Raw genomic sequence first — 24,979 nt, 5'->3', positions numbered from 1 at the left:
GCGCGGTTGGTGACTGGTTGATGCCGCCGGAAGCTGGGCACCCGGTGAGGCCCTTGTTCGGACATGGCCAGGAGGCGCACATGGCGGTCCGTCACCGTTTGATCAAGGCCGATCCGGCCACCGTGTGGGACGTCCTCGCCGACGGCAACCGTTATGCCGACTGGGTGGTGGGCACCGGGAGGTCGCGGCCGAAGCGCGGCAGGTGGCCCGAGGAGGGCGCGTCGATCGTCTACGAGATCCGCCTCGGACCGTTCCGGCTGGGCAACGAGACGGTCGTACGGCAGTGCCGGCCGGGTTCCGCCCTGGAACTGGAGATCCTCGCGGGCTTCCTCGGCACGGCCCGCTTCTCCATCGAGCTGCGCACCTGGGGCGAGGACTGTCTGATCATCGCCGACGAGCACCCGCTGCAAGGGGCCGGGGCCGCACTGCACAACATCGGTGTCGAGGCGCTGATCCAGGTCCGCCACCGCTCGATGCTCGCCCGGCTCGCCCGGTGCTGCGAGGACCAGGAGAACGGACGCCGCCGGGCGTCCGCGCGGCGGGCCGGTCGCAGGCCAGGAGCCGGAGATGCCTGACGCGGTGGTGATCGGAGCGGGCCCCAACGGGCTGGTGGCCGCAAACGTACTGGCGGATGCCGGCTGGAGCGTCCTGGTGATCGAGGAACAGCCCGAGCCGGGGGGTGCCGTCCGTCACGACCGGGGTGTGGATCCCGCCTACGTCAGCGACCTCTTCAGCTCCTTCTATCCCCTGGCCGCCGCCTCTCCCATTCTGTCCACGCTCCGACTGGAGGAGCACGGTCTGCGCTGGAGCCACGCGCCGAGCGTGCTGGCCCATCCGCTGAGCGACGGCCGGTGCGCCGTGCTGGACCGGCGCCTCGACGCCACCGCCGCGTCCGTGGACGCGTTCGCGCCCGGCGACGGAGCGGCCTGGCGGCGCCTGTTCGAGCTGTGGCAGACGCTGGGCCCGGACCTGCTCCACGCCCTGTTCACTCCGTTCCCGCCGGTCAAGGCCTCGGCCCGGCTGCTGTGGACCCTGCGCGCGGCGGGCGGTCTACGCGCGGCGCGGTCCCTCGTCCTGCCGGTGCGCCGACTGGGCGAGGAGGAGTTCCGCGGCGAGGGCGGCCGGCTCATCCTCGCCGGGAACGCCCTGCACGCGGACCTCACGCCCGAGTCGGCCGGCAGCGGTGGCTTCGGCTGGCTGATGTCGATGCTCGGACAGGCCTACGGCTTCCCCGTTCCCGTCGGTGGTTCCGGCTCACTGACGGACGCGCTGGTCCGGCGGCTGCGTCAGCGCGGAGGGGACGTCCGGTGCGGAGAGCGGGTGCAGCGGATCACGGTCCGCGCCGGCCGCGCCGTCGCGGTGCGCACCGGCTCCGGTGAGACGGTGCCCGCGGCCAGGGCCGTGCTCGCCGATGTGGCCGTGCCCGCGCTTTACCAGGACCTCGTGGGGCCCGAGCACCTGCCCGCGCAGGTACTGGAGGATCTGCGGCGTTTCCAGTGGGACTTCGCCACCTTCAAGGTGGACTGGGCGCTCGACGGGCCGGTGCCCTGGCGGGCGGAGCAGGCCCGGCGGGCCGGGACCGTCCACCTGGCCGACGGCGTGGACGAACTCACCCTCTTCGCCGCCCAGATCGCGATGCGCCAGGTGCCCGACCGGCCCTTCTGCCTGTTCGGGCAGATGACCACGGCGGACCCGTCCCGGTCGCCCGAGGGCACCGAGTCCGCCTGGGCGTACACGCACGTCCCCCACGACATCCGGGCCGACGCGGGCGAGGAAGGCATCACGGGCGCCTGGGGCCCCGCCGACCAGGAACGCATGGCGGACCGGGTGGAACGCCAGGTGGAACGCTTCGCGCCGGGCTTCAGCCATCTCGTCCGGGCCCGGCGCATCCTCGCGCCGCCCACGCTCCAGGCACTCGACGCCAACCTCCCGGGCGGCGCCATCAACGGGGGTACGACCGCCATGCACCAGCAGCTGGCACTGCGCCCGGTCCCCGGCACAGGCCGCCCGGAGACGCCCGTCGCCGGGCTCTTCCTCGCCTCCGCCGGTGCCCACCCCGGTGGTGGGGTGCACGGCGGCCCCGGCGCCAACGCGGCCCGCGCCGCCCTGCGCGCCTCCAGGGTGCCCGGCCTCGCCGGCGCGCAGCGCCTCCTCACCCGCCGGGACCGCACCGGACGCAAACGCTGAGCCCCGCCCCGGCCGGGACCGCATCCGGCGGGGCGGCACATCGGGAAGTACCCGCACAGGACGTGCGGCCCAGCACCAGGGAGTGTCCATGAACGACCACCAGGACGGACCCGACCACCGGCACCGGCGCCCCCCGGGCCTCGACGACACCACTGTCGAGGCCCTCGGCTCCCTGTCGAAGGCACTGGAGACCGTCGAGCGGGCCCGTGGGCACCTGTACGGCTTCCACCAGCTCACCGGCGGCGCCGACCTGGAACTGGACCGGGCGGTGTGCCTGCTGCGCGAGGCCGGGCACCCGGAGTGGGCGGACAAGATCCAGGACGAGATCCTGGGCCGCAACGTCCTGCCCGGCTACTGGACCTTCCAGGTCGTCGAGGCCTACGACGACACGTACTACCGCCCGTTCCAGGAGCTGGAGCGCAGTGCGGTCCGGGAACTGGCCCAAGGCCGGGACCACCTGTACGAGGCGGAGCTGAAGGAGGCCCGGCGCACCCCGGGCCATCCCGACCACACCGCGTGTCCCCCGGCCGCGGAGGCCTGACGCGCAGCCGGACGGGTACGCGCCCCGCGCCAGCGAGCTGGACAGCCGGGGCGCGTCCGACAGTGAAAGGCGGAGGCCGTGCGAAACAGTCCCCTGACGGACCGGACCGTCGTCGTCACGGGTGCCGCCCGCGGCGTGGGAGCCGCGCTCGCGTACGAGGCGGCCCGGCGAGGCGCCCGTACCGCGCTCCTCGGACACGAGAAGCAGCTGCTGGACGAGCTGGTCGCCCGGCTGCCGGCACCGGCACTGGCGCTCGAGACGGACGTGACCGACGTGCAGGCACTGCAGGAGGCCGCCCGCGAGGTCCGGCGCCGTCTCGGGCCGCCGTCCGTCGTCGTCGCCAACGCCGGCGTCGCGCAGGGCGGTCCGTTCACCGCCACGGACCCGGCCCAGTGGCGCCGGGTGATCGAGGTCAACCTCACCGGCAGCGCACAGACCGCACGGGCCTTCCTGCCGGACCTGCGGGCCACGGCCGGCTACTACCTGCAGATCGCCTCCCTCGCCTCCCTCGGGGCGGCTCCGCTGATGAGTGCCTACTGCGCGTCGAAGGCAGGCGTCGAGGCCTTCGCGCACGCGCTGCGCGCGGAGGTGGCCTGCAGCGGCGTCGCCGTGGGCATCGCCTACCTGAACTGGACCGACACCGACATGATCCGGGACGCCGACCGCCATGCGGTGCTGCGGGAACTGCGCGGCCACATGCCCGCGCCGGCCCGCCGGGTCCATGGCGTCGAGGAAATCGCCGCGCGGATCGTGCGGGGCATGGAGCACCGCAGGACCGCCGTGTACGCGCCGGGCTGGCTGCGGCTGGTGCAGCCGGTGCGGGCCGCCCTGCCGCCCCTGGTGCTGCGTGTGTCCCGGCGCGACCTGTCCCGGCTGGAGGCCGAGGGCTGCCTCGCGCCGACGGGGCTGCTGGGCGCCGGCGGCCAAGCCGACGACGCGGCGCGACGGGGCGCCCCCACTCCGGGGCGGCGCTGAAGCAGACCTTCCTGCCCGGCCCCCGCTCCGGCCTCCCCGTCACCGTCCAGCGCACCTTTTCCACGGCACGCCCCCCCGGCGCCGACGCACAGGGGCCCGCGACGCCAAAGGCGGCCAGCCGGGACAGGACGCTACGCCCGTGGACCCGCGCTTGGTCCCCCTGCTCGATAGCGGGAGTGCGCGACGCGCATGCGGCTCTGACAGCAGCTCTCATGACTGTCGACGCAGCAGTGCAGGCATCTGACGGCGCCGTCGGCTGGCCATGGGTGCACGTCGCTGTGGCGGATCCGGCAAGTGTGGGGTGGCGCTCGTTCGGCTACCCGTGAGTGCCGCCTGCCGGTAGGCGAGATGGCCGCCGAGCGCGCCGCCCGCACCGATGACGGTCAACCCCGCCCAGCCGAGCAGTTTGCGCGCAGTGTGCCCACCGCGCAGGCGGGTGCCGAGCGAGGTGGCGTACAGGGCGACGCCGACGGCATTGGCGCCCGCATGAACGAACCCGATCCGCTGCTGGGGGCGGTTGCAGTCCGCCCAGTCCACTCAGCCCGCCATCTCGAAGGGGCGTCGTGCCGGCTTGCTCACCGACGCGGTAAGAGGTGCGCTCTGCAGTCTCCCAAGGCTCTCAGTGATCTGCCGGATCTGCGGCGTGTCGAGCTCCTTCTGCGCCGCGTCATGTCCAGCACAAGAACAAGACGGTTTGCGTAACCACCGTGTCATAGGTACGACGTCCCGCCACCACTGTCGCTCACTCACTGTTCCGTCCTTGCTCAACCTATCGAGTGCCGATAGATTTCCATCGTGATTCGATGGAAGGGTGGGTCATGGGGAAGTTGACCGTGCGTGCGCTGCGTGCCGTGCTCGTGGTGGTGCTCACCGGCACCGTGTTCGTGCAGGCAGGGATGGTGTGGGCATTGGTCAGCGGGAGCGATCCGGAGGACGGGTCGCTCCCGCTGACCGCGCTGCGCCTGGTCACGATCCTGGGCATGGTGTCGGTCCAGGTGGCCCTGGTCTGCGTATGGCGGCTGGTAGCGATGGTGCGACGCGGAACCGTGTTCTCCCACGCCGCCTTCCGGTACGTGGACGGTGTGATCGGCGCGATCGTGGCGGCTGCCCTCGTGTGGTTCGCGGTCACCGGCATCAACGCGCCGGGCCAGCGGGACGACCCGGGCGTCACCGTCATCATGGGCGGGGTCGGCGTGGCCATCCTGGGGGTCGCGCTCATCGTGCTCGTGCTGCGGATGCTGCTCGCCCAGGCCGTCGCGCGCGACGTCGAAGCGGCGCGGATGCAGGCCGAGTTGGACGAGGTGATCTGATGCCGATCGCCGTCGACATCGACGTGATGCTGGCCCGGCGGAAGATGTCCGTGGGCGATCTCGCGGACCGCGTGGGCATCACGCCCGCCAACCTGGCGGTGCTCAAGAACGGCCGCGCCAAGGCGGTGCGCTTCGCGACGCTCGCCGCGCTCTGCGAGGTGCTCGAGTGCCAGCCGGGCGACCTGCTGCGCTGGGAGGCCGAGGACGCCGCAGGCGAATGACGTGCCCCTCCAGGAAGTTCTCGACACCCCGTGATCCGAGTGAAAGACCGTGCCTGCCGGCGCATCGTCGTCGATCCCGCCTGCCTATGACCAACTCCGCGAGCATGCCGGGGCCGTGCGCAGGATGCCGCCGAGGATCACGAACGCCTTGCGTGTCGCGGCTCGAATGGCCGTGGCGAGGTCGGGCGCGGGTGCGGCCAGGAGGTCGACGGTCTCGGCCACGTAACGGTGCACCGTGCTGGACCCGACGCCGAAGCCGGCGGCGAGCTGGGCTCAGGTGTGCTCACGGCGTCGGGTACTGAGCAGGCGGGACAGCTGCCGAAAGGCTGAGCTGGACAGATCGATCCCCGATGGGTAATCGAGCACATGAAGCTCCGGGCGGACAGCTTGCTCGTGGTCGACAACCGATCCACCAGGAGCGTCACCTCTTCCCACATCCGGCACCCAACCCACGTCGGCCGGTGACCTACGTATTCGATTACGTAGTTCTGCTGGTGCCTTCAGAAGGCAGCGTCGGGAGACTCGCCCTGTGAGCTTCCCGATGGAGCCGTGGCGTCAATCCGGGGAGCTCGCTGCCTCAATCGAGCCCAGCTGAACATTGGAGAGTCCTCCGTTGGTTTCCAAGATCCGCGTCCTTCTGGGCATGCTCGTGCTCCTGGCGCTGGCCATCGGCGCCATCGCCCTGCTCGCGGCCGTGAAAGCCGATGCCGTCTGGTTCACGATCGTTCCTCTCGGCATCCTCTTTATCGGCGCGTCCGTGGTCCGGTCGCTCGGCTGGTTCGGCAAAAAGGTCGGTGACTGACCTGGCGGCTCGCAGGTCGGGGCGGATGGTCTCCGAGTGAACGGGCGCTGGAGCGTCGGCTCGTAGGGGTCGGCTTGAGCGTCCGGGGCACATGGGCTGAATCACCTGGTGAGTCGGCCGGGATGTCACCACCAGCCCAGATCACCCCTTCAGGTGGAAGCCCTCGTCCTCCTCGTTCGGCTCCAGAAACGCGAACTGCCGCAGTTCATTGCCGCGGACCATCCAAGTGCGGAGGAGCCCACGCGACGATCGCGGCCGTGGCCCATGCGCGCGGCCTGCCGGAACGGGCCGTCACCATAGCGCTGGCGACCTCGATCCAGGAGTCCGAACTCCGCAACCTCGCCGACGGGGACCGGGACTCCATCGGCCTGTTCCAACAGCGCCCGTCCCAGGGGTGGGGCAGCCCCGCCCAACTCCGCGACCCCGTCCACGCGTCGGGCAGGTTCTTCGACGCCCTGGTCAAGGTGCCGGGCTACGTCGATCTGCCGGTCACCGTCGCCGCGCAGGACGTCCAGCACAGCGGCTACCCGGAGGCCTACGCACAACATGAGGCCATGGCGTCAACTCTGGCCGACGCGTTGACGGGGCGGGAGGGACCGGCACTGACCTGCGTGGTGAGCGGGGTGACCAAGAGCAAGCCGCCTGCCACCCAGACCGCGGGGAGCGGTCTCGACAACACCGGGGCAGGTCGCGGTGACACGGCGGGTGTCGCCCGCGAAGGCGCTGACGGTGTCGCCGCAGCGGTGCGGCGGGAGTTCGGCACACCGCCAGCCGCCGAACCCGCGACCGGCGACGAGGTCGACTACCCCGTCGCCGACACAGCCACAGGCTGGTCCCTCGCCCTGTGGCTGGTCTGCCACGCCCCCGCCCTGCACGCCACGACGGTCACCTTCGACAACCGGCGGTGGAGCAGCAGCGCCTCGGACCACGGCTGGACGCCCGTCGCGCCCACCTCGGCCGATTCCTCGACGGTGGCCGTGAGAGTGGGCTAGGAGCCTGTCTCCTTGGTGGAGAAGCCACCCAGGCGACCGGAACGTCCGGCGGCCTCGGGAGCCTGCTCGGCCATGGTCGCCGACGAGGCGAACGCATCCCGTGCAGGCCGTTGCTCGTACCGTGCGGCCGCCGATAGGACGGGGCCGCGATCCAGCATCCTTCGGTGTTGATCACCCGAGCGAAGCCCTGGGGCGCTGGTGCCGTAGTACCTCGGTACTACTCGTCTCGCACGGTTCCGTCCCCGGGTACCACCGGATCCGCCGGATCGCGGACTTAGCGTGGCGGAGGCGGCGTCAGGCGTGTCGGGCGCCGGAGTCCGAGAGAGAGAACGCGAATGATCGAGGCACAGCAGCTCACCAAGAGGTACGGGGAGAAGACGGCCGTCGACGGCCTGGACTTCACCGTGAAGCCGGGCACGGTGACCGGCTTCCTGGGACCCAACGGGGCGGGCAAGTCCACGACGATGCGCATGATCGTCGGGCTGGACGCTCCGACGAGCGGCTCCGTCACGGTGAACGGACAGCGTTACGCCCGTCACCAGGCGCCGCTGCAGGAGGTGGGCGCGCTGCTGGAGGCGAAGTCGATCCACCCGGGCCGCTCGGCCTACAACCACCTCCGGGCGCTCGCGCTGACCCATGGCATCCCGCACCGCCGGGTCGACGAGGTCGTCGAGCTGGCCGGTCTGGGCACCGTGGCGAAGAAGCGGGCCGGTGCCTTCTCCCTCGGCATGGGACAGCGGCTCGGCATCGCGGCGGCCCTGCTCGGGGATCCGCAGACCGTGATGCTGGACGAGCCGGTCAACGGACTGGACCCCGAAGGCGTCCTGTGGATCCGGAACCTGCTCACCTCCCTCGCGGCCGAGGGGCGCACGGTGTTCGTCTCCTCGCACCTCATGAGCGAGGTGTCCCTCGTCGCGGACCACCTGATCATCGTGGGTCGTGGCCGGCTGCTGGCCGACACGACCGTGCAGGACCTGGTCCGCGAGGCGGGCGGCGACACCGTGAAGGTCGCGACGGACGACCCCGCGCGGCTGCGGGACGTCCTGGCCGGCCCGGGGGTGGAGATCACCGGCCGGATCGGCTCCGAGGAACTGCAGGTGACCGGGATAGGCGCCCGCGAGATCGGGCTGAAGGCGGCCGAACACGGGATCCCCCTGTTCGAACTGACCACGAAGGCGGTGTCGCTGGAGGAGGCATTCATGGAACTGACCAGGGACGCCGTGGAGTACCACGGCTCCACGACCGGCATCGAGACCTCCGGGAGCGCGGCATGAGCACCCTCACGGCAACCCCCGAGACCCCCGAGACCGCACCGGCCGCACGGACGCGGCCCGCCTACCGGGTGACCGGACGGCGTGTGCTGGCGTCGGAGTGGGCCAAGCTCTGGTCCCTGCGCTCCACCTGGATCACCCTCGGCCTCGGCCTGCTGTTCCTCGTCGCCTTCGGTGTCATCGCCGCGAGCCACTACAAGTCCAATCTCGACTCCGGCCGCCACATGGACCGCGACTTCGCCACCGCGACGGCCGTGAGCCTGTCCCTCTTCGGCACCAACTTCGCCCAGCTCGCACTCGGGGTGCTCGGCGTGCTGGTCACGGCGGGGGAGTACTCCACCGGCATGATCCGCTCGACCCTCGCGGCCGTACCGCGCCGACTGCCCGTGCTGTGGTCCAAGGCGGCGGTGTACGGAGTGGTCGCCCTGGTCGTCGCGACCGTCGGCACGTTCGTCGCCTTCCTCATCGGCAGCCAGATCGTGTCCGGCACGCCCGCCGCCATGGGTCTGGGTCACACCGGAGTCGTCCGCAGCCTGCTCGGTGCCGGGCTCTACCTCGGCCTGGTCGGCGTGATCGGCGCCGCCCTGGGCGCACTGCTGCGGTCCGTGGCCGGCGGCATCTCGGTCCTCGTCGCCGCCCTCATGCTCGTCCCGGGGCTGGTGTCCCTGCTGCCCAGCTCGTGGCAGGGCAACATCGACCCCTACCTCCCGAGCCACGCGGGCGAGTCGATCTTCGCCCTGACCCACGACTCGACCACCCTGTCGCCGGGTGCCGGACTTCTGGTCTTCCTCGGCTGGACCGCTCTGGCGCTGGCCGGAGCCGCGTACCGGCTGCTGCGCAGCGACGTCTGAGGGGCGAGCACCCGCATCATGGCCTGGTGACCTCCGTGACCACCGAAGATCTCAGCGGGATGGGGCCGCTGGTCGCCCGGCTCGGCCGGGCCGGCCAGCGGCTGCAGCAGGCCGACCGCGCCCACCCATGGGTGCTGGACACCGCGGTGGTGGCCGTGGTCTTCCTGATGTTCTGTCTGCCGGACCTGCTGCACGCGGCCGGCGCGATCGGCGGGGACGGCGACGGCGACGGCCCGCGGCGCTTCCGCCTCGCGTTCACCCGGTTGCCCGTGGCTGTCATGCCGGCCCTGCAGGCCGGACTGGTACTGCCGCTGCTGTGGCGGCGGCGGGCGCCCGCCGCCGCCTTCGGCGTCGTCACGGCGGTGTTCGTCCTCCAGTGGTCCCTCGGTGCCGCGCTGCGCGCGGACGTCGCCCTCTTCGTCGCCCTGTACAGCCTGGCACTGCACGGACGGCTACGACAGCTGCCGTGGGCCTGCGCGGTCACCGCGAGTGCGCTGGGCCTGGTCGCGGCGCGGGTGTCGGCGGCGATGTCGGTCTGGGACGCGCTCTTCTTCCTGCTCAGCACGGCGACCGCCGCGCTCGCGCTCGGGCTCGTGATCCGCATCCGCCGAGCCCAGCTGGCCGGGCTGCGCGAGCGTGCTGCGCGGCTGGTGATCGAGCGCGACCAGCGCGGCAGACTCGCCGTCGCCGCCGAACGGGCACGCGTGGCACGCGAGATGCACGACATCGTCGGCCACAATCTCTCCGTCATCATCACACTCGCCGACGCGGGCGCCTACGCCACCGCCACCGCCCCGGAGCGGGGAGAAGAGGCCCTGCACCTCATCGGGGACACCGGCCGTCAGGCCCTGGGCGAACTGCGCCGGGTGCTCGGTGTGTTGCGCGAGGCGGACGGCCCCCGGAGCGAGCCCGAACTGAGCCCGCAGCCCGGTCTCATGGACATCGACGCGCTGTGCGAAGGCGTGCGCGCCGCCGGCCTGGAGGTCGTCTACCGTACGGCCGGAGACATCGACGGCCTCGACAGCGGGGTGCAGCTGACGGTCTACCGCATCGTGCAGGAGGCCCTGACGAACACCCTGAAGCATGCCGGCGCCGGCACGCGGGCCAACCTGGCGATCGTCTTGGAGGACACGCGGCTGACCCTCACCGTCCAGGACTCCGGGCCGGTCACCCCGATCGGCCGTCCCCGCGCGGCGACCGAGGAAGGACACGGCCTGGTGGGAATGCGAGAACGAGCGGCGCTCTACGGCGGCCAGGTCAGCGTCGGTCCCGCGGGCGCCGGCTGGAGGGTACGGGCCGACCTCGACCTCACTCCCCAGGACAGCGCCCGGTGACCACCGTGCGGGTCGTCCGGCACAGTGCTTCAGCCGTTGTGTGTGGATGAGGCGCAGTGATCAGTTGCTCGGGGGGAGCCGATACGGGGTGCCGGGCGACGGAACTCAGGGGGCGGGAACCGGCTCGGACGACGGCTGCCAGTCCCGCCTGATCAGCCCGTAGACCCACGAGTCGGAGACCTCGCCATTGACGACGCAGTCTTCCCGCAACGTCCCTTCACGCACGAAGCCGAGCTTCTCCAGCACGCGGGCGGAGGCCGCGTTGCGCGTATCGGCCTCGGCTTGGACGCGATTGAGGTCCAAGGTGTCGAAGGCCCACCGCAGCAGAGCGCGCGCGGCCTCGGTCGCGTAGCCGTGGCCCCACGCCGCATCGTCGAAGCAGTAGCCGAGCGATGCACTGCGGTAGTCCGGATTCCACCTGCTCAGGCTGCACCAGCCGATGAACGCCCCGTCGGAGACACGATCCACGACCAGCCGCGCCCCGGTGCCCTCCTGCGCCATCTGCCGGCAAGCGGTGATGAACTTCTCGGCGCGCACGCGTTCGCTCCACGGTGGCGCGTCCCAGTAGCGCAGCACGTAGGCGTTGCTGTGCAGTGCGAAGAGGTCGTTGGCATCCGCGTCCTCGAAGGCACGCAGCCGAAGGCGAGCGGTGTGCAACGAGGGGGTGGGCAGCGACGTCCTCATGTTCCCTCCCCTGATCGGTGGCCGGTCAATCAGACATCCGTTGCGGGTCACTCGCAACGGGTTTTCCCGGCGGGCCGGCAGAACGACGGGTGCGATCAGGGATCGGGTGCGGGCGGGGGAGAGGTCCTGGCGGCATCGGGTCCCGGAGGTCCTTGGTCGTCGATGCCACCAGGCTCTCCGGCGTCGGCCTCCCCCGAGTGTGCCCGGCGGCCGGGCATAGACTCTTAGGGCTGTGCCTCGGGCGGTGCGTGGAGGGGGGAGTTGGTACCCATGAGCGGGGACTGGACGGGGGCTGGGCTGCCCCCGGCGGCAGCCGCGCGTATGGCGGAGGTGCGGGGCAGCGGGACGTGGTCCTCGGCGCTGTCCACAGGTGAGTTCGCCGCACTGCGCGCCGTGGGGTTCGAGCCGGTGGGCCAGGTCATGGGCTCGGCCGTCTACCACGTGGGGCGCAGCGGCAGGTACTGGGGCTATCACGACTGCCTTTACGGGGGCGTGCAGTACGCCTTCAGCAGCGCCCCGGCGCCCATCGCCCTCTCCGGACGCGGCGCCCCGTCGGCCGGGCTCGTCGAGGTGCTCGACCGGGCGCGTGGCTCGGCCCTCGAGCGAATGACCGCGGAGTGCACGGCTCTTGGCGGCGACGGAGTGGTCGCGGCACAGTTGACCGTGGCGCCCTTCGTGGCGCAGCCCAACTGCCTTGAATTCCAGGTGATCGGCACCGCGGTGCGCGCGGCTGGGGCAGTGCGGGCGCCGCAGCCCTTCACCTGCCACCTCGACGGCCAGGGGTTCGCGAAACTGGTGACCGCGGGGTGGGTCCCGGTGGAACTGCTCTACGGGATGTCCATCGGCGTACGCCACGACGACTACCGCATCCGCGCGCAGTCGCGCTCGTGGAGCAATACCGAGGTCGGCGGATGGAGCGAGCTGGTCCAGGCGGTGCGCGCCGACGCCCGCGCGCACCTGTCGGCGCAGACACGGCGGCGGGGCGGCGACGGCGTGATCCTCTCCGCGGGCGGCCTGCGCGTCTGGGGGGAGTCGTGCACCCGCAGGAGCAGTGACGACCAGAGGGATCACGTGGCCGAGGCGACACTGCTGGGTACCACCGTCGCCCGGTTCACGGTACGTGAAGAGCCGCCCCGCACACTCACCGTGATGCCGCTCGACCCGGAACGACGTCGGCGGAGCATGCGCCGCACCGCCACCGATATGCGATGAGGGGAACCCGTTCATGACCGTCTTCAATGCCGCCGGCGGAACCCCTGAGGGAATGTCCGCCCAGGGCGTGCCGGCCGACGCGATGCGGCGACTGGCCGAGTTGCAGCCGGGCAAGCCGGGTTCGATCTTCACCAGTGACCTGTCGGTCAATGAGTTCCTGCTGGTGCGCGAGGCCGGATTCAGGCCCATCGGCCTCGTTCTGGGCAGCTCCATCTACCACGTGGGCATCCAGCTGGGCCGCTGGGGCAAGAACCAGGAGCTGACGACCCTCAGCCAGGCGATGTACCACGCGCGTGAGCTGGCGATGACCCGTATGGAGGCGGAGGCGGCTCAGCTGGGCGCGGACGGCATCGTCGGTGTGCGGCTGAGCGTCGAGGCCCGCGAATTCGGCAACGACATCGCGGAGTTCATCGCCATCGGTACCGCCGTCAAGGCCGAGCATCCCGCGCCCGGTGGCAACGGTGGCAGCTGGCGCAACCTCAAGGGGCAGCCGTTCACCTCGGACCTCAACGGCCAGGACTTCTGGACGCTCATCCGCGCCGGTTACGCCCCGCTGGGCATGGTGATGGGCACCTGTGTCTACCACATCGCGCACCAGCGGATGGGGCAGATGCTGTCCAACATCGGCAAGAACGTGGAGATCGAGCAGTTCACGCAGGCGCTCTACGACGCCCGGGAGCTGGCGATGGCACGGATGCAGCACGAGGCGGAAGAGCTGCGGGCGGAGGGCGTCGTCGGAGTGCAGCTCAATGCGCACAACCATCGTTGGGGCGGACACACCACCGAGTTCTTCGCGATCGGCACGGCGGTACGGCCGCTGCGCGAGGACCACGTCATCGAGCGCCCGACGATGGTGCTCGGCCTGGACGGCTGAGCACTCGGCCGCGCAGACTCGGACCAACCCGCACACCTTGAGAGGCCCCGCGATGACCTCGGCACACGACCCCGTTCCGTTTGAGCCCGACGGGGAGTCGGACTCCATCGACCTGCTGACGGCCGCGCTGCGCAGGGACGCGGCCGACCTGCAGGTCTACGCACAGGTGCTGACCGGGACGCTGTCGGAGGCGCTGCCGCCGGGTTCCGTCGTCGTCGAGCGCAAGCGGAGCATGGCGGACCGGCTCGCGGGTCGCGAGGGCCGCGTGGGCCGGGTCGAGGTGTTCCTCGGCGAGCAGCGGCTCGTGCTCGACCTCGCGGACGGACGTCCCAGGGGCGAGGTGTGCAAAGAGGTCCGCGGCGTGGTGCTCTCGCGGCGCCCGGTGGCGCTCGACGAGTGGGTGAGAGAACTCGCGGTCGCGGTCACCGCCCGCGCACAGTCCGACGCGCGGGCACGAGCCGCGCTGGAGCGGCTGGTGCTGGGGGAGTAAGGGCTTCGCCTCCGTGGACCGGCACTGTGCTCGGAGCGGGTGTCCTGCTGTGGCGGTACTGGGGCGGGGCGGTGCCCCGGTGTGTTGCTGCCGCTGTGTTCTCCGTGAGGGCGTTTCCCGGGTGTTGTGGTGGTCCAACTGCTCCCGGTAGGCCGCGCCCACTTCGGTGAGGCTGCGGGACAGGGCCGCGCAGGCGCACCGAGCGGCGGCGGCTGGCGCGGACGAGGGCCTGCTCGTCGATGTGGGGCGGCAGTCGTCCGCGATGCCCGACTATCGGCCGGGGAAGCCGACTTGGTCGAGATAGAGGGGCATCGTGTTGTCGGCGCCGCAACGGCCTTCCCCAACCGGCTTGATCTCGGCCGCCTTGCCGCCGAAGAGGGCGTCGGGCGACCCCTGGAGGTTCCCTTCGAGGCGCATGCGGGAGAAGACGAACGGCAGGCCGTCCGACGAGAGCGGGTCCGGTCCGTTCATCACCTGAAAGTGGAGGTGCGGGGCGTCGCTGTTGCCCGAGTCACCGAGCTGCCCGATCTGCGCTCCGGTCGACACCCGCCGGCCGACGCGCACGCGCCCCCTGGTCGATCCCGGTTTCAGGTGGGCGTAGAGGACGAACTCGCCGCCGGGCAGCTTCTCGACGACGTGGTTGCCCGCGTAGTCGCCCAGTGGAAGGCCGGTGGGATTACGGCCCGGTGTCGAGTCGGGCAGGTCATCGACGACCGAGACGACCTGCCCTGCTGCGGCCGCCCTGACGGGCACGCCGTAGTACGGGTAGCTGCGTACCTTGTCCGCGGCTCCCGTGTAGAGCCGGTTGCCGGGGTCCAGGCGCACGAAGTCGATGGCGAAACGCTCGGCGAACCGGGTCGTGCCGTTCAACGGGGATCCGGAAGCCCGATGTGGGGTCACCTGCTCGCAGCAGCCGTTGCCGTCGAGCCAGCCCGCTCCGGCGAGCGGCGGATGCAGGACGACGGGATGCCGATCGGCGACATTGATGGCTGCGACGGACTCGGTCACCTTCTGGGGGACGATGCCGACGGGCTTGGGGTAGCTGACTGTGATCAAGTGCCGCAGTTCCAGCGGGAACCGGGTGCCGGTGGGAACGACGGCGTCGACCCATACCCGTCCTTGCCGGCCCGGCGCCAGCTGGTCGGTGGGTGCGGCGTCAGGGGTGGATCCTGACGGGCGGAAGTGCGCCTTGAGTGAGTCGCCGACCAGTTTCAGCAGGGTGTGGCCGCCGTTGCCGTCGCTCCGCACGGTCACGCCGGTCAGTGTGGCGGGCAGCGGGCTCTCGTTCACCACGGTGAGTTCGTACGCCAGGTGCGTTCTGCCGTCCGAGCCTTGTACGGGAACCGGGACCGTGGTCGGGGACGCGGTCACCGGAGTGATCGTGTCGTGACCGCCGCTCGCCGCGGGAGTTGACATGGCCTGCCCCAGAGGAGCCGCGGCCACGGGAGCGATGCCGAGACCCGTGCTCAGCAGCGTTGCGATCGCCGCGCCGACGCACGTGCGGGTCGTTGTCCCGGTCCTGCTCATCGTCCGTTCCCACGTACTCGGGTGTGCGGCATGCGGGCCGCGCTCAGCGGGCCCGGCGGGTCGCACGGGGTGTGCGGGACGAGCAGCGGGGTGACGAGTACCGGATCGGTGACGAGGCGGGCCACTCGGCCCTCACCGCCGGTCTCGGCGCGGGCCGCACCGGGGCCGTCCGCCCGGCCTGGGGCTTCTCCCCGCGCCAGACGTGCGAAGTCACCGGACACGCCGTCCTCCTATGTCGTCACGAGGTGGTCAGTCATCGAGGCTAGGCCGCTCGATCGGCCCGCCGCCCGGCCCGACCGGGCGATGACCGTCCTGAACGGGGCCTCGGCCGATCGGGGTCCGCCCCTCCTCCGATCGGGGGAGGGGATCCCGTGCCCAGGGGGCAGGCGGCGCCAGCGGAGGCATTCCGGCTCTGGTGCTGCGGGACCGGCCGGCTAGGGGGAACCGTCCACGGCGTGCGGCGCGCATATGCCCCGCGTTCCTTGAAAGTAACTCATATCTTGAGCGCTTGTAGGGCTGAAGTAAGGGCATCCGGTGGCCAGGAGGTTGATAACTATGGTTCCCCTGCTTCTGGTTCTTCTGCTGGCTCTGATCCTCTTCGGCGCGGGCTTCGCGCTGAAGGCACTGTGGTGGATCGCGGTGATCGTGCTGATCGTGTGGGTACTGGGTTTCGTCGTCCGGTCCGCGGACAGCGGAGGCCGTCGGGGCCGCTGGTACCGCTGGTAGACGAAAGGCACCCGGCGCGAGGAGCGCCTCGCGCGAGCATGAGTGGGCCCGGCCGACACGGCCGGGCCCACTGGCTTGAAAAACGCCCTCTGTTACGGCGGTTGGGAGGGATCGGGCTTATCGGGCGCACCGCAGGGTACGTGAGCCATACACCGGCCCCGCGGGCTCAGCAGTGGAACCCTGCTCCTCCTGTCCGCGGGGCCGGCCGCTGCGGACTGTCTGCGGGGCCTTTTTTGCGGCATGGCTTCGCGAGGCGGGAGGAGGTAGACCCCGTCCGAGGAGGAGCCGGTTTCGGTGAGAGTGCCCGCGCAACTCACACCGCCGCCCGCCAGATCGCCCTCTACGGCGCCCTGGAGCCTCTTGCTCGAGTCGTCCTCCCGGATCCTGACTCAAGCCGGGGCTGACGAAACTGAGGGTGGTTCACCCTATGTGACCAGTCGCCGGTTATTCGCCGTGGTGCGGGGCAAAGGGGTCTGTGAAAGGCGGTGATTTTGTGGACGAGAGGATTCGCAGGTACTTCATCCGTGCCTCGCTGGTGGGATTGCTGACCGGAGCCGTGCTGGGCTTTGCCTCGGGAGGTGTCTTCGGTGCATTGGTGGGCGCGGGAATCGGCCTTGCCCTGGCCGCCGGCAGCGTTCTGTACTGGGGTGAACATGGTGGTGCGCGCCGACGTCCGTCGGCAGGTGAGGTGCCATCAGGTCCTCCGAGTGATCAGCACGTCAGGAGGGCTTGTCGGGTACCCAACCAGAGGTCGGGCACGTCGACTGGTTGGCCGCACCTGAACTACTGACCTCGCGAGCGACTCGGCCGGTCCCGCTTCGTCATGCCAGGCCTTCTGTCCTCTGCGCACGGTCTATAGGGCCCATGCGCAGGGGGCAGAAGCCGGCATGTCTGGGAGCAGTCGTGCTCACGCACCCTCTGGGCAGCCTTTTGACGGCCAGGCGGTCTTCGGGCTCGGCGCCGAGTTCCACGCCGTGTACCGCCTGGATGGGCCAAGTGGCTGGGCCTGTCGTCCAGCTGAGAACACGGCTCGGCGCATTCGCGAAGACGCTGCCTGCTCTCAGCTGGAACATCGCTCCGCCAGAAGCCTATTGGGGCTTGAAGGAGCGGATCTGGTAGCTGCCCTGCAGGTTGCCGCCCGTTACGGCGCCCGTGGACCCGACACGTGAGTGGTAGTTGGTCTGGGTGTAGTACTGCACCCGGTGACCGGTTCCGTTCCACACGGAGCGGACATTGCGTCCCTTCTGGATGAAGGAACAGTCGTCGGCGGTGTTCGCCTTGCTGCGTTGTGACCACTGGCAACGGGTTCCCCCACCGTTCCAGTTGTCGTAGATGCAGAAGTAACCGGAGGTGCAGTTGTAGGCCGCCGCGTGGGCAGGGGCCGCGGTTGCTGTGGGCACGACGCCCAGGGCAGCAGCCAAAGCGACCGAGGCGACGGCGAACGAGCGGATACGACGCATGACAAAGCTCCTCTTCCTCGTGGGATGTCCGGAACGGCCACACCGCTCCGAACGAAGTAGGAAAGACGGGGTGAGCAGGAAGGCCCTGCCCGCCATGGGCGCCTGTCGTCCAGCTGGCGAAACGTCGCCAGTATTGTCCGCGCCCATGACCATCGTCAGGCCCTTTCCCGGACAGCCACGGGGTCGTTGGAGCATGGCAGGCGTACGCACCGGGTGTGCGCCCGCTCCCGCGCGCCCGTCATGACTGACATCACCACTTCAAAGCCCCTCTCGAATGGGGCAGTTCGTATGGTTGATAACCGACCGGAGCGCCGACGGCTCTCGGCTGCAGCGCCGCGCCGGTAGGCGTCTGCCAGCACACCCGACCGGCTTGCCGGACTCGTTTTCCCGTCTCTCCGGACCTCGGGTGCAGCTCGGCTGGGCGCGGCTGGCCGGGGCGTGGGCTGAGGCCGGGGTGGAGATGCTGGACGGGGCTGTGGCAGGCGGCGGTTGGCGGAGCTGTTCACCGTCTGGTAGGTCGATGAGGCAGGGTCCGAGAGCAGGTGGGACGCGACGGGGAGCCGGACCGCTGCGCGTTGCGACGGCCGGGCAGAGCCTGCCAGCTTGGCCCGAGCGCCGCAGGCGTGCCGTCGCCTCGTTGACGCGGTCCTTCGCGGCAGCGGCCGGGCCTGTGGCGCTCACCCTCCCGACCTACCGGGTGGGCGAGGGCCTGCACATCTTGCTGGACGGGAATCACCGGGCAGTGGCCGCACACCTGATGGCCGACCGGGGGGTACCCCTGACGCTGTGCTCACTGTCCGGGCCGGTATGCGAGGACATCCTGGCGGATCTGCGCCACTACGCCGCTCCGCTCGGCTGAACGTCTCCGGCGGAGCTGGTAGGCGCAGCCAAGCCTGGGTCGACGGTCGTCGGCAGCCGGTCGGCGGCCAGCCGCATCTCGTGGTCCTCCAGAAGGTTGCGCAGCGCCTCCCAGCATTCGATGCGGCGCAGACGCAGCAACTGGGTGAAGGTGAGGACGGTCACGGCTCCGGCGACCAGCGCGGTCGCCAGGGCGGCCGTGACGCCCAGGGGCGCCAGGGCGATGAGGGTCCAGGCGCCGAGAACGATCGGCATCAGGGTGGAGAGCAGCACGTTGATCTCCGCCTCGATGGCGTCCGGCGCCAGCCCGGGACTGTGCGTGCGCAGCCAGGACTTGGCGTAGTTGAAGGCCTCGTAGGCGTTGCCCACGCGCAGCGCGCCCTCCGGCTGCCGCATGGTCTGAGAGACCGTGGCGGCGTGGCCCGCTGCGTTCAGCAGGTGGGCCAGTAAGGGGTGGGTGCTCAGACAGCGACGCAGCGCCGGTGCTCCGTAGACGGCTTCGAGTTCCGTGCGCAGCGCACCCAGTACGTCGCGGCGCCGACGACTGAGTCGCTCGACGATGCCGAGTACGCGGAACGCCAGTTGCCGGCCGACGTACCCGATCACGTACGCGGCGGCCAGCCAGGTCACGTCGACGAGGATCATGGCCGGTCCGTGCAGCGTGCGCAGGGCGCTCTCGACGGCCTGGCCGGGGTGCTGCGGATGGCGTGCGTGCAGCAGGAGCCCGGTCATGCAGGTCACGGCGACCAGGCCGGGTACCAGCACGGAGGTCAGCTGCACGGCCAGGTAGAACGCGAACCGGCGCCCCGCCGCGGCTCGGCCTGCGGTTATCGCCGTTAACGGATCCATGGTTCCCGCACCCCCGTTCCGGCCGCCCCCAGCGCGGGTACGACCGCCCTCAACTGCCCTCACCGTGCGCGAAAACGCTACCGAGCGGGCCGGGAGGCGGACCATAGGGCTGCGTGCGGACGAACAGCCGCCTCTCCGTCTTGGGGGATGCGGTGACCTCTGCGGTTACGGAGCCTTCGAAAGGGTGGGCCGGCCGCGTGCGATCAACGGTCTTCAGCGCCTTGACCGGGGCCGGGCTGAACCCTGCTTGGCCCCTGCGGCCGAAGTGATAGAAGAGATTGATCGGCGGGTAGAGCCGGCCGTCGAGCAGGTCAGGAGGAGCGACGCGCGCCACGAGGGGGTGGTCGCCGCCCGCGCACAGTCCGACGCGCGGGCACGGCGGCGCTGGAACGCCTTGTGCAGGAGCGAGCGCCTCAATGCCGCCTGTGTGGACCCAGGTTGAGCAGCACCTCGCCGAGCTGGTCGGAAGTGAGGGCCGGTGCGGGCAGAGGGGGCGCGGCCGGGGTGGTGCGGAGGCCGTCGAGGAGCAGGGTGAGCGGGCGGAGCCAGGCATCCGGGGCGACCGTGGTGAGCGCGGGAACGGCCCTGCCCAGTGCTGCCAGGGTGAAGAGCAGGTCCTCGGTGGTGAGGTCCGGGCGGATGGTCCCCTGCTCCTGACCGCGCCGGAGCAGCCCCTTGATGGTTTCGCGGTTGTGGGCGTGAATCACCTCGAGGGAGGCCACGCCCTCCAGGTTCGTGGTCATGAGGTCGTTGGTGCCGCGGTCTGCGGCCAGACCCGCAAACACCGCACGCAGGTACTGCGTCAGTCCCGCCCATGCGTCCTCGGTTGTCCGTGCCCGCTCGCCGGCCGCTGCGGTCTCCGACAGCGCATCCCGGAAGACCTCGTCGACGAGCGCGGCGCGGGTCGGGAAGTGGCGGTAGAGGGTGGCGTTGCCCACGCCCGCCCGCCGAGCGATTGCATCCAGCGGGGCGTCCAGGCCCTGTTCAGCGAAGACCTCGCGGGCCATGTCCGTCAGCAACTTGCGGTTGCGCAGCGCATCACGGCGACCCACCCGTGAACCATCGCCCATCATGTCTCCCTCTCCTCGCCCCGTACCGGGGAGTGCTCCCCGGTACGGATGCTATCGTCGGCCGAGTAAACGGGGACCACTCCCCGCTTTGCTGCCTGCGGGCGGACGTCCGTAGTCGTTGACGGTGAGGGGGACACATGCTCGGCACCGCACTCGTGCTCGGCGGCGGTGGGCCGGTGGGCGGCGCCTGGTTGACCGGGGTGCTCGCCGGGCTCACCGACGCCGGGATCGACCTCAGCAGCGCGGACGTCGTGATCGGCACCTCCGCCGGTGCCGTCTTCGGATCCCGGCTACGGTCCGGCGTCCCGGCCGCGGATCTCTACGAGCGCCAGCTCTCCGGAGCAGACGCCGTCCGTCTACCGGTGACAGCGCGCCAGACGGCACGCTTCCTCTGGGCGGCGCTCGGCTCCCGCGATCCCCAGCGGTCCATCGAACGCCTCGGGCAGGCGGCACTGCATGCCCGGACCGGCCCGGAGTCGGACGTCTTCGAGACGGTCGGCGCGCTCCTGGGCGACGCACGCGACTGGCCCGAGCGGGACCTTCGGATCGCCGCTGTCGACGCGCAGAGCGGACGGACCGAGGTGTTCCACTCGCAGTCCGGCGTCGCACTCCTCGAAGCGGTCGCGGCGAGCTGCGCCGTACCCGTCGTGTGGCCTCCGGTCACCGTGGCGGGCCGGCGCTGGTTGGACGGCGGCAGCCGTTCGACCGCGAACCTCCAGCTCGCACGCGGGTACCGCCGGGTATTGGCGGTCGCGCCGATTCCGCGGGCGGTCGGGCCGCATCCGAGCGCGTCGCAGCAGGCCGCGGAACTGTCCGACGGCGGAACACGTGTCATCCTGCTGTCCCCGGACCGCGCCGCACGCCGCATGATGGGCCGCAACATGGCGGACGACACCCGCCGGCCGGCCGCCGCCCGCGCGGGCCACGCCCAGGCGAGTGCGTCGGCCCCTTCGGTGGCCGACATCTGGCAGGGGTGACCTGCGTCCAAGGGAAGGCCGTCAAACTCAAACACGGCTCGTCGGGCAAAAGTGCCCGTTCAAGGCTAGAACTGCTTACCCAGCCATTTGCCGATGAAGATCGCGCCGACCAGCATCAGCACGCCGGCGACGACCAGCAGGGTCGTCGACGTGTTGTTCTTCCTCTGCCGACGGCGGGCCGGGCGCTCGTCGTGGCCGGGGCCGCCGTCGTGGCGGTTCGTCGGGGGTGGCGTCGTCGCGCGCGCGCCGGAGTCCGTGCGCAGGGTCGTCGTCGGCTGGTAGGCGGGGTAGCCGCCGTAGCCGACGGAACCCATGGCCGCGGTGGCCGCGACCGGCTGGCCGTCCAGGCACGCCTCGATGTCGGCGCACATCTCGTCGGCCGACTGGTAGCGGTAGTTCGGGTCCTTGACGAGCGCCTTCAGGACGATCGCGTCCATCTCGGGGGTGATCCCGGGGTCGAAGACGGACGGCGGCTGGGGCTCCTCGCGGACGTGCTGGTAGGCCATCGCGATCGGGGAGTCACCGACGAAGGGCGGGCGGACGGCCAGGAGTTCGTAGAGGAGGCAGCCGGTGGAGTAGAGGTCGGATCGGGCGTCGACCTGCTCGCCCTTGGCCTGCTCGGGAGAGAGGTACTGGGCCGTGCCGATGACCGCCGCGGTCTGGGTCATGGTCATCCCGGAGTCGCCCATGGCGCGGGCGATGCCGAAGTCCATCACCTTGACCTGGCCGTTGCGGGTCAGCATCACGTTCGCGGGCTTGATGTCGCGGTGGACGATGCCGTTGCGGTGGGCGTACCCCAGGCCCTGGAGGATGCCGACGGTCATCTCCATCGCGCGCTCGGGCAGCAGCTTGCGGCCACTGTGGAGAAGCTGGCGGAACGTCGACCCGTTGACGTACTCCATCACGATGTACGGGATCGAGACCCCGTCGACGTGGTCCTCGCCCGTGTCGTGCACCGCGGCGATCGCGGGATGGTTGAGCGAGGCGGCCGACTGGGCCTCCCGGCGGAACCGCGCCTGGTAGGAGGGGTCGCGCGCGAGGTCTGTCCGCAGCGTCTTCACCGCCACGGTGCGGCCGAGCCTGGCGTCGTGCGCCAGGTGGACCTCCGCCATGCCACCACGGCCGAGCACCTGGCCCAGCTCGTACCGGCCGCCGAGGCGACGCGGCTCTTCCATAGCTACTACCAGCCCTCTGCATCCGTCCCGACCACACCCGCGTGTGGTCCGGCGGTGTGCTGTTCGGGCATACGGTACCCGGCTCGCCCGGCGGGTTCGCGGCGGGCGGCGTCGGTGCTGAGGTCGGGGGGTGGGTGACGCCCGCCGAGTCGATCGGCAGGCGGCCCGACTCATGGTTCCGGGGCCGGAGACGGGTGCCCGAAGCCCCTTACGCCACGCCGGAGTTCGTGCCGACGGTACGGATGTCCGGGCGACGGATGGTGTCCTCCTGCCGCCGATCGGCCCGCGCCCACCGTACGGTCGGCGGCGAGCGCGGGCTGCATGTGTGCGGAGAGGGCAGGATTCGAACCTGCGTGGACCCCTGTTGGGATCCGACCTAGAGACACGCTCGTCGGTCCCCGATCAACCACTCCGGGCACCTCTCCTCGTTCCCGGCCCCGGTGGTCCCGGGGCTGTTCACATGAAAGAGAGTGACAGGGGGCCCTGACAGGCGACTGATGCGACGCTGATCGGGGCCCGCTGTGGTCGGCGTGCACCGAACCCTCTCCGGGCGCGGCGCGTTGCAGCAGCAAGCATCTGGAACGGGAGACCGGGCCGAGCGGGGCTCGTCCTGCCGCCGGCCGCTTCCGCCCGGCAGCCCCGGCTTTCGCGAACCGGACGAGGCTGGTCGGTCGCCGGACGCTGCCGTTCCGGGTCCCGAAGGACTCGTCCGCACCGACGCGTCGGCTGACATCACGAACCCTCGTCACCCTCCCGACCGCGGGCGGAACGCCTCCGTACCGGAGTTGGTCCGCTGCGGTGCGAGACACCGGTCCGGCGATCCGTGCCGACTCGGCCCCGCAGCTTCTCGATCAGGGGGCGGCACGCGTCGAGGAAGTCGCTGAGCTGCTGAACGAGACCTTGAAGGACGAAGAGGAGTACGGAAAGTACGCCACCCCATGCCAGCAACCAGAGGACGGCCTGAGAGTCCACTTGCCCGGTTCCCTTCTGTGAGGGTGGCCGAACTGAGCAAGCGTGTGGCAGGTCTCAGATCGACCACCGCACCCTGTCGAGTGTCCAAGTGATCAACTGAGGCCCTGCCGACGTCCAGGCCGCATATTCGGTTAGTGCCTTGACGCCGCCCTCGGCGTCCTAGCGGGACGTCGGGCCCGCAACCCCCCAGTCTCACCTCGACCGCAACACGTGCACGGGGCGGGTCGGTACCGCGAATGTTCCTCGCTGGACCCTGAGACCCTGAACCGCGTTGCGGCGGGAAGGCGCCTGGCAAGTTCGCCTTCCACAAAGCAGGTTAATGCACCACCAGTGTGATCACAACGGTCATGCGAAGGCACCGCGGGCGGTGGGGCGATAAACGGAGTGCGGGCGTTCGAGCCGCTGGGATACATTCCTGCCTGTTCGGAAGGGGGGCCCGAAGTGGCGAAACTGAACCAGATCATCGCTGTCGAGAAGGGTGTCAAGAGCAAGTCGCTCCAGGACATCACCGCAGCGCACCACAAGGTGCAGAAGCCGGCGCTGCTGGCCGGTATCGCGCGTACGTACCAGCCGAAGGACGAGGAGGGCGAGCAGCTGCCGCCCGAGTCGACGCGTGTGCAGGTGCAGGCCGAGGACGTGCTGCGGGAGATGTCCGCTTCCCTCACCCGGCTCTTCGACGTGACCGCCACCAAGGACTGGGCGAACTGTGCGGCCCGCGCGGACGTCATGGTCGACGGCCGGACGATCGTCGCCGACGTCCCGGTCAGCTACCTCCTGTTCCTGGAGAAGCAGCTCACCGACCTGCACACGTTCGTCAGGAAGCTCCCCACCCTCGACGCCGCCGAGTCCTGGACCCGCGACCCGTCGACGGACTGGTGGAAGACGGACCCGGTCCGCACGATCCGTACGAAGAAGGTCCCGCGCAACCACGTCAAGGCGGAGGCGACCGAGAAGCATCCGGCGCAGGTCGAGGTGTACTACGAAGACGTGCCCATCGGGTACTGGACGACCGTGAAGTTCTCCGGAGCGCTCCCGGCGCGGCGGGTGAACGAGCTGGTGGAGCGGGTCGAGAAGCTGCAGCAGGCGGTGAAGTTCGCCCGGGAGGACGCCAACGGCACCGAGGTCACCGACCATCGGGTCGCCGACGCGGTGTTCGGCTACCTGTTCGGCTGACTCCGGCCGCGGTAGCATCCACGATCGCCCCCGCGTGCGAGCGCGGGGGTGCGCGACAGGCGTGGGCCGGATTGAGGACCGGTCCGCGTGATGAGCGCAAGCTGACACTGAAGTTCAGCCTGAAACACGCGGTGACAGTGAAGGTTCGAGTCCTTCCCCCGGCACAGCACCACCAACGGGCCGGGGTAGCCCAACTTGGCAGAGGCAGCCGCGGTCAGTCTCAGACTCTCGCTCCAGTCTCAGCATCGCCGCCGATCGCCGGATCGACCGAGGCCGGGCGAACGCCGTCGGGTGCGAGTTCGACTCTCGCCTGCACCTTTCACGTGGTGCGGTAGTTCAATGGAAGAACACGACGGCATGATGACTGATCCGACCTCTTAAACGCCGCCGGCGTGCGCAATTGGGTGGCATCCCCAGGGGCCCGGGAGCTGGATACGACTCCCGGGCC

24 protein-coding genes, 1 tRNA gene and 2 pseudogenes are annotated in these 24,979 nt (G+C 70.6%); 17 read left to right on the top strand and 10 right to left on the bottom strand.

The genetic code is table 11. The annotated features are described in order from the left end of the window. Positions 1 to 80 precede the first annotated feature (80 nt). From ACZ7FF_RS08600 to ACZ7FF_RS08585, 4 genes are all read left to right on the top strand, one after another. Positions 81 to 575 carry an SRPBCC family protein gene (locus ACZ7FF_RS08600; RefSeq protein ID WP_470810557.1) on the top strand — a complete coding sequence of 165 codons (495 nt, stop codon included), beginning with the start codon at positions 81 to 83 and terminating at the stop codon, positions 573 to 575. Continuing rightward, entirely contained in the window at positions 568 to 2,187 is a 1,620-nt protein-coding gene (locus ACZ7FF_RS08595) for a phytoene desaturase family protein (protein WP_470810556.1), read from the top strand. The genes ACZ7FF_RS08600 and ACZ7FF_RS08595 overlap by 8 nt, the downstream gene beginning before the upstream one ends. 88 nt (positions 2,188 to 2,275) lie before the next feature. After that, a complete protein-coding gene (locus ACZ7FF_RS08590; protein ID WP_470810555.1) occupies positions 2,276 to 2,728 on the top strand; it encodes a hypothetical protein in 453 nt (150 codons plus the stop codon). 78 nt (positions 2,729 to 2,806) lie between these two features. Next, the gene (locus ACZ7FF_RS08585; RefSeq protein WP_470810554.1) at positions 2,807 to 3,703 is read left to right on the top strand and encodes an SDR family oxidoreductase; all 897 of its coding nucleotides are present in this window, start codon (positions 2,807 to 2,809) and stop codon (positions 3,701 to 3,703) included. A 210-nt stretch (positions 3,704 to 3,913) separates the two neighbouring features. Here the strand turns inward: ACZ7FF_RS08585 and ACZ7FF_RS08580 are convergent, their stop codons facing one another. Next, positions 3,914 to 4,240 (bottom strand): hypothetical protein, encoded by a 327-nt coding sequence (locus ACZ7FF_RS08580; protein ID WP_470810553.1) that lies wholly within the window; start codon positions 4,238 to 4,240, stop codon positions 3,914 to 3,916. A 281-nt stretch (positions 4,241 to 4,521) separates the two neighbouring features. On the opposite strand from ACZ7FF_RS08580, the gene ACZ7FF_RS08575 reads away from it, so the two are divergent. Together ACZ7FF_RS08575 and ACZ7FF_RS08570 are read left to right on the top strand one after the other, a co-directional pair. Next, positions 4,522 to 5,013, top strand: coding sequence for a DUF2975 domain-containing protein (locus ACZ7FF_RS08575; RefSeq protein WP_470810552.1), 492 nt, complete (start codon positions 4,522 to 4,524; stop codon positions 5,011 to 5,013). Beyond that, entirely contained in the window at positions 5,013 to 5,234 is a 222-nt protein-coding gene (locus tag ACZ7FF_RS08570; RefSeq protein ID WP_470810551.1) for a helix-turn-helix domain-containing protein, read from the top strand. Before ACZ7FF_RS08575 ends, ACZ7FF_RS08570 begins: the two co-directional genes overlap by 1 nt. Positions 5,235 to 5,354: 120 nt before the next feature. On the opposite strand, the pseudogene ACZ7FF_RS08565 reads toward ACZ7FF_RS08570, so the two are convergent. Continuing rightward, positions 5,355 to 5,600, bottom strand: a pseudogene (locus ACZ7FF_RS08565) (transposase family protein); the annotation flags it as partial. A gap of 247 nt (positions 5,601 to 5,847) precedes the next feature. Between ACZ7FF_RS08565 and ACZ7FF_RS08560 the strand changes: the two are divergent. From ACZ7FF_RS08560 to ACZ7FF_RS08540, 5 genes are all read left to right on the top strand, one after another. Next, on the top strand, positions 5,848 to 6,036 hold the full coding sequence (locus tag ACZ7FF_RS08560; RefSeq protein ID WP_470810550.1) for a hypothetical protein: 189 nt from the start codon (positions 5,848 to 5,850) through the stop codon (positions 6,034 to 6,036). Between the two features lie 122 nt (positions 6,037 to 6,158). Continuing rightward, positions 6,159 to 7,028 carry a heavy metal transporter gene (locus ACZ7FF_RS08555; RefSeq protein ID WP_470810548.1) on the top strand — a complete coding sequence of 290 codons (870 nt, stop codon included), beginning with the start codon at positions 6,159 to 6,161 and terminating at the stop codon, positions 7,026 to 7,028. A 335-nt stretch (positions 7,029 to 7,363) separates the two neighbouring features. Then, positions 7,364 to 8,302 (top strand): ATP-binding cassette domain-containing protein, encoded by a 939-nt coding sequence (locus tag ACZ7FF_RS08550; protein ID WP_470810547.1) that lies wholly within the window; start codon positions 7,364 to 7,366, stop codon positions 8,300 to 8,302. Beyond that, positions 8,299 to 9,150, top strand: a complete 852-nt coding sequence (locus ACZ7FF_RS08545) for an ABC-2 transporter permease (RefSeq protein ID WP_470810545.1) — start codon at positions 8,299 to 8,301, stop codon at positions 9,148 to 9,150. Before ACZ7FF_RS08550 ends, ACZ7FF_RS08545 begins: the two co-directional genes overlap by 4 nt. 59 nt (positions 9,151 to 9,209) lie before the next feature. Continuing rightward, positions 9,210 to 10,484: a sensor histidine kinase gene (locus ACZ7FF_RS08540; RefSeq protein ID WP_470810610.1), complete on the top strand. Its 1,275-nt coding sequence runs from the start codon at positions 9,210 to 9,212 to the stop codon at positions 10,482 to 10,484. Between the two features lie 105 nt (positions 10,485 to 10,589). On the opposite strand, the gene ACZ7FF_RS08535 is transcribed toward ACZ7FF_RS08540, so the two are convergent. Then, positions 10,590 to 11,168 (bottom strand): GNAT family N-acetyltransferase, encoded by a 579-nt coding sequence (locus tag ACZ7FF_RS08535; protein WP_470810543.1) that lies wholly within the window; start codon positions 11,166 to 11,168, stop codon positions 10,590 to 10,592. A gap of 270 nt (positions 11,169 to 11,438) precedes the next feature. On the opposite strand from ACZ7FF_RS08535, the gene ACZ7FF_RS08530 reads away from it, so the two are divergent. From ACZ7FF_RS08530 to ACZ7FF_RS08520, 3 genes are read left to right on the top strand one after another with little or no spacing between them, the layout of a single operon-like run. Next, on the top strand, positions 11,439 to 12,380 hold the full coding sequence (locus ACZ7FF_RS08530) for a heavy metal-binding domain-containing protein (protein ID WP_470810541.1): 942 nt from the start codon (positions 11,439 to 11,441) through the stop codon (positions 12,378 to 12,380). Positions 12,381 to 12,393: 13 nt separating this feature from the next. Continuing rightward, the gene (locus ACZ7FF_RS08525) at positions 12,394 to 13,254 is read left to right on the top strand and encodes a heavy metal-binding domain-containing protein (protein ID WP_470810539.1); all 861 of its coding nucleotides are present in this window, start codon (positions 12,394 to 12,396) and stop codon (positions 13,252 to 13,254) included. Positions 13,255 to 13,306: 52 nt separating this feature from the next. Then, positions 13,307 to 13,744: a hypothetical protein gene (locus tag ACZ7FF_RS08520; protein WP_470810537.1), complete on the top strand. Its 438-nt coding sequence runs from the start codon at positions 13,307 to 13,309 to the stop codon at positions 13,742 to 13,744. Positions 13,745 to 14,014: 270 nt separating this feature from the next. Here ACZ7FF_RS08520 and ACZ7FF_RS08515 read toward each other — a convergent pair whose 3' ends face one another. Together ACZ7FF_RS08515 and ACZ7FF_RS08510 are read right to left on the bottom strand one after the other, a co-directional pair. Then, entirely contained in the window at positions 14,015 to 15,115 is a 1,101-nt protein-coding gene (locus ACZ7FF_RS08515; protein ID WP_470810535.1) for a M23 family metallopeptidase, read from the bottom strand. Positions 15,116 to 15,267: 152 nt separating this feature from the next. After that, a complete protein-coding gene (locus tag ACZ7FF_RS08510) occupies positions 15,268 to 15,492 on the bottom strand; it encodes a hypothetical protein (RefSeq protein ID WP_470810533.1) in 225 nt (74 codons plus the stop codon). A gap of 334 nt (positions 15,493 to 15,826) precedes the next feature. Here ACZ7FF_RS08510 and ACZ7FF_RS08505 point away from each other — a divergent pair, with 334 nt between their 5' ends. Next, positions 15,827 to 15,997: a hydrophobic protein gene (locus tag ACZ7FF_RS08505; protein WP_470810531.1), complete on the top strand. Its 171-nt coding sequence runs from the start codon at positions 15,827 to 15,829 to the stop codon at positions 15,995 to 15,997. A 1,088-nt stretch (positions 15,998 to 17,085) separates the two neighbouring features. Here ACZ7FF_RS08505 and ACZ7FF_RS08500 read toward each other — a convergent pair. The 3 genes from ACZ7FF_RS08500 to ACZ7FF_RS08490 form a co-directional block, all read right to left on the bottom strand. Further along, complete coding sequence (locus ACZ7FF_RS08500; protein WP_470810529.1) at positions 17,086 to 17,457, bottom strand: peptidase inhibitor family I36 protein; 372 nt, start codon at positions 17,455 to 17,457, stop codon at positions 17,086 to 17,088. 837 nt (positions 17,458 to 18,294) lie between these two features. Beyond that, positions 18,295 to 19,164 carry a hypothetical protein gene (locus ACZ7FF_RS08495; RefSeq protein ID WP_470810528.1) on the bottom strand — a complete coding sequence of 290 codons (870 nt, stop codon included), beginning with the start codon at positions 19,162 to 19,164 and terminating at the stop codon, positions 18,295 to 18,297. Between the two features lie 413 nt (positions 19,165 to 19,577). Next, positions 19,578 to 20,234, bottom strand: a complete 657-nt coding sequence (locus ACZ7FF_RS08490; RefSeq protein WP_470810609.1) for a TetR/AcrR family transcriptional regulator — start codon at positions 20,232 to 20,234, stop codon at positions 19,578 to 19,580. A 137-nt stretch (positions 20,235 to 20,371) separates the two neighbouring features. Between ACZ7FF_RS08490 and ACZ7FF_RS08485 the strand changes: the two genes are divergently transcribed. Further along, positions 20,372 to 21,211, top strand: coding sequence for a patatin-like phospholipase family protein (locus ACZ7FF_RS08485; protein ID WP_470810526.1), 840 nt, complete (start codon positions 20,372 to 20,374; stop codon positions 21,209 to 21,211). Between the two features lie 83 nt (positions 21,212 to 21,294). On the opposite strand, the pseudogene pknB reads toward ACZ7FF_RS08485, so the two are convergent. Both pknB and ACZ7FF_RS08475 read right to left on the bottom strand, forming a co-directional pair. Continuing rightward, positions 21,295 to 22,386 (bottom strand): annotated as a pseudogene (pknB, locus tag ACZ7FF_RS08480) (Stk1 family PASTA domain-containing Ser/Thr kinase); the annotation flags it as partial. A 328-nt stretch (positions 22,387 to 22,714) separates the two neighbouring features. Continuing rightward, positions 22,715 to 22,811 (bottom strand) — tRNA-Arg (locus ACZ7FF_RS08475). Between the two features lie 988 nt (positions 22,812 to 23,799). On the opposite strand from ACZ7FF_RS08475, the gene ACZ7FF_RS08470 reads away from it, so the two are divergent. Beyond that, positions 23,800 to 24,531 carry a DUF7873 family protein gene (locus ACZ7FF_RS08470; RefSeq protein WP_470810524.1) on the top strand — a complete coding sequence of 244 codons (732 nt, stop codon included), beginning with the start codon at positions 23,800 to 23,802 and terminating at the stop codon, positions 24,529 to 24,531. The last annotated feature ends 448 nt before the right edge of the window (positions 24,532 to 24,979 follow it).

The organism is Streptomyces sp. NPDC037126 (assembly GCF_055605965.1).
Note: the sequence above shows the minus strand (reverse complement) of the source record. Positions and strands in the feature narration are given on the sequence as shown.

Coding starts and splice junctions, on each gene's coding strand:
- ACZ7FF_RS08600 (WP_470810557.1), top strand. CDS start 81: ATGGCGGTCCGTCACCGTTTGATCAAGGCCGATCCGGCCACCGTGTGG.
- ACZ7FF_RS08595 (WP_470810556.1), top strand. CDS start 568: ATGCCTGACGCGGTGGTGATCGGAGCGGGCCCCAACGGGCTGGTGGCC.
- ACZ7FF_RS08590 (WP_470810555.1), top strand. CDS start 2,276: ATGAACGACCACCAGGACGGACCCGACCACCGGCACCGGCGCCCCCCG.
- ACZ7FF_RS08575 (WP_470810552.1), top strand. CDS start 4,522: ATGGGGAAGTTGACCGTGCGTGCGCTGCGTGCCGTGCTCGTGGTGGTG.
- ACZ7FF_RS08570 (WP_470810551.1), top strand. CDS start 5,013: ATGCCGATCGCCGTCGACATCGACGTGATGCTGGCCCGGCGGAAGATG.
- ACZ7FF_RS08555 (WP_470810548.1), top strand. CDS start 6,159: ATGTCACCACCAGCCCAGATCACCCCTTCAGGTGGAAGCCCTCGTCCT.
- ACZ7FF_RS08550 (WP_470810547.1), top strand. CDS start 7,364: ATGATCGAGGCACAGCAGCTCACCAAGAGGTACGGGGAGAAGACGGCC.
- ACZ7FF_RS08545 (WP_470810545.1), top strand. CDS start 8,299: ATGAGCACCCTCACGGCAACCCCCGAGACCCCCGAGACCGCACCGGCC.
- ACZ7FF_RS08540 (WP_470810610.1), top strand. CDS start 9,210: ATGGGGCCGCTGGTCGCCCGGCTCGGCCGGGCCGGCCAGCGGCTGCAG.
- ACZ7FF_RS08535 (WP_470810543.1), bottom strand. CDS start 11,168: ATGAGGACGTCGCTGCCCACCCCCTCGTTGCACACCGCTCGCCTTCGG.
- ACZ7FF_RS08530 (WP_470810541.1), top strand. CDS start 11,439: ATGAGCGGGGACTGGACGGGGGCTGGGCTGCCCCCGGCGGCAGCCGCG.
- ACZ7FF_RS08525 (WP_470810539.1), top strand. CDS start 12,394: ATGACCGTCTTCAATGCCGCCGGCGGAACCCCTGAGGGAATGTCCGCC.
- ACZ7FF_RS08520 (WP_470810537.1), top strand. CDS start 13,307: ATGACCTCGGCACACGACCCCGTTCCGTTTGAGCCCGACGGGGAGTCG.
- ACZ7FF_RS08505 (WP_470810531.1), top strand. CDS start 15,827: ATGGTTCCCCTGCTTCTGGTTCTTCTGCTGGCTCTGATCCTCTTCGGC.
- ACZ7FF_RS08500 (WP_470810529.1), bottom strand. CDS start 17,457: ATGCGTCGTATCCGCTCGTTCGCCGTCGCCTCGGTCGCTTTGGCTGCT.
- ACZ7FF_RS08495 (WP_470810528.1), bottom strand. CDS start 19,164: ATGGATCCGTTAACGGCGATAACCGCAGGCCGAGCCGCGGCGGGGCGC.
- ACZ7FF_RS08490 (WP_470810609.1), bottom strand. CDS start 20,234: ATGGGCGATGGTTCACGGGTGGGTCGCCGTGATGCGCTGCGCAACCGC.
- ACZ7FF_RS08485 (WP_470810526.1), top strand. CDS start 20,372: ATGCTCGGCACCGCACTCGTGCTCGGCGGCGGTGGGCCGGTGGGCGGC.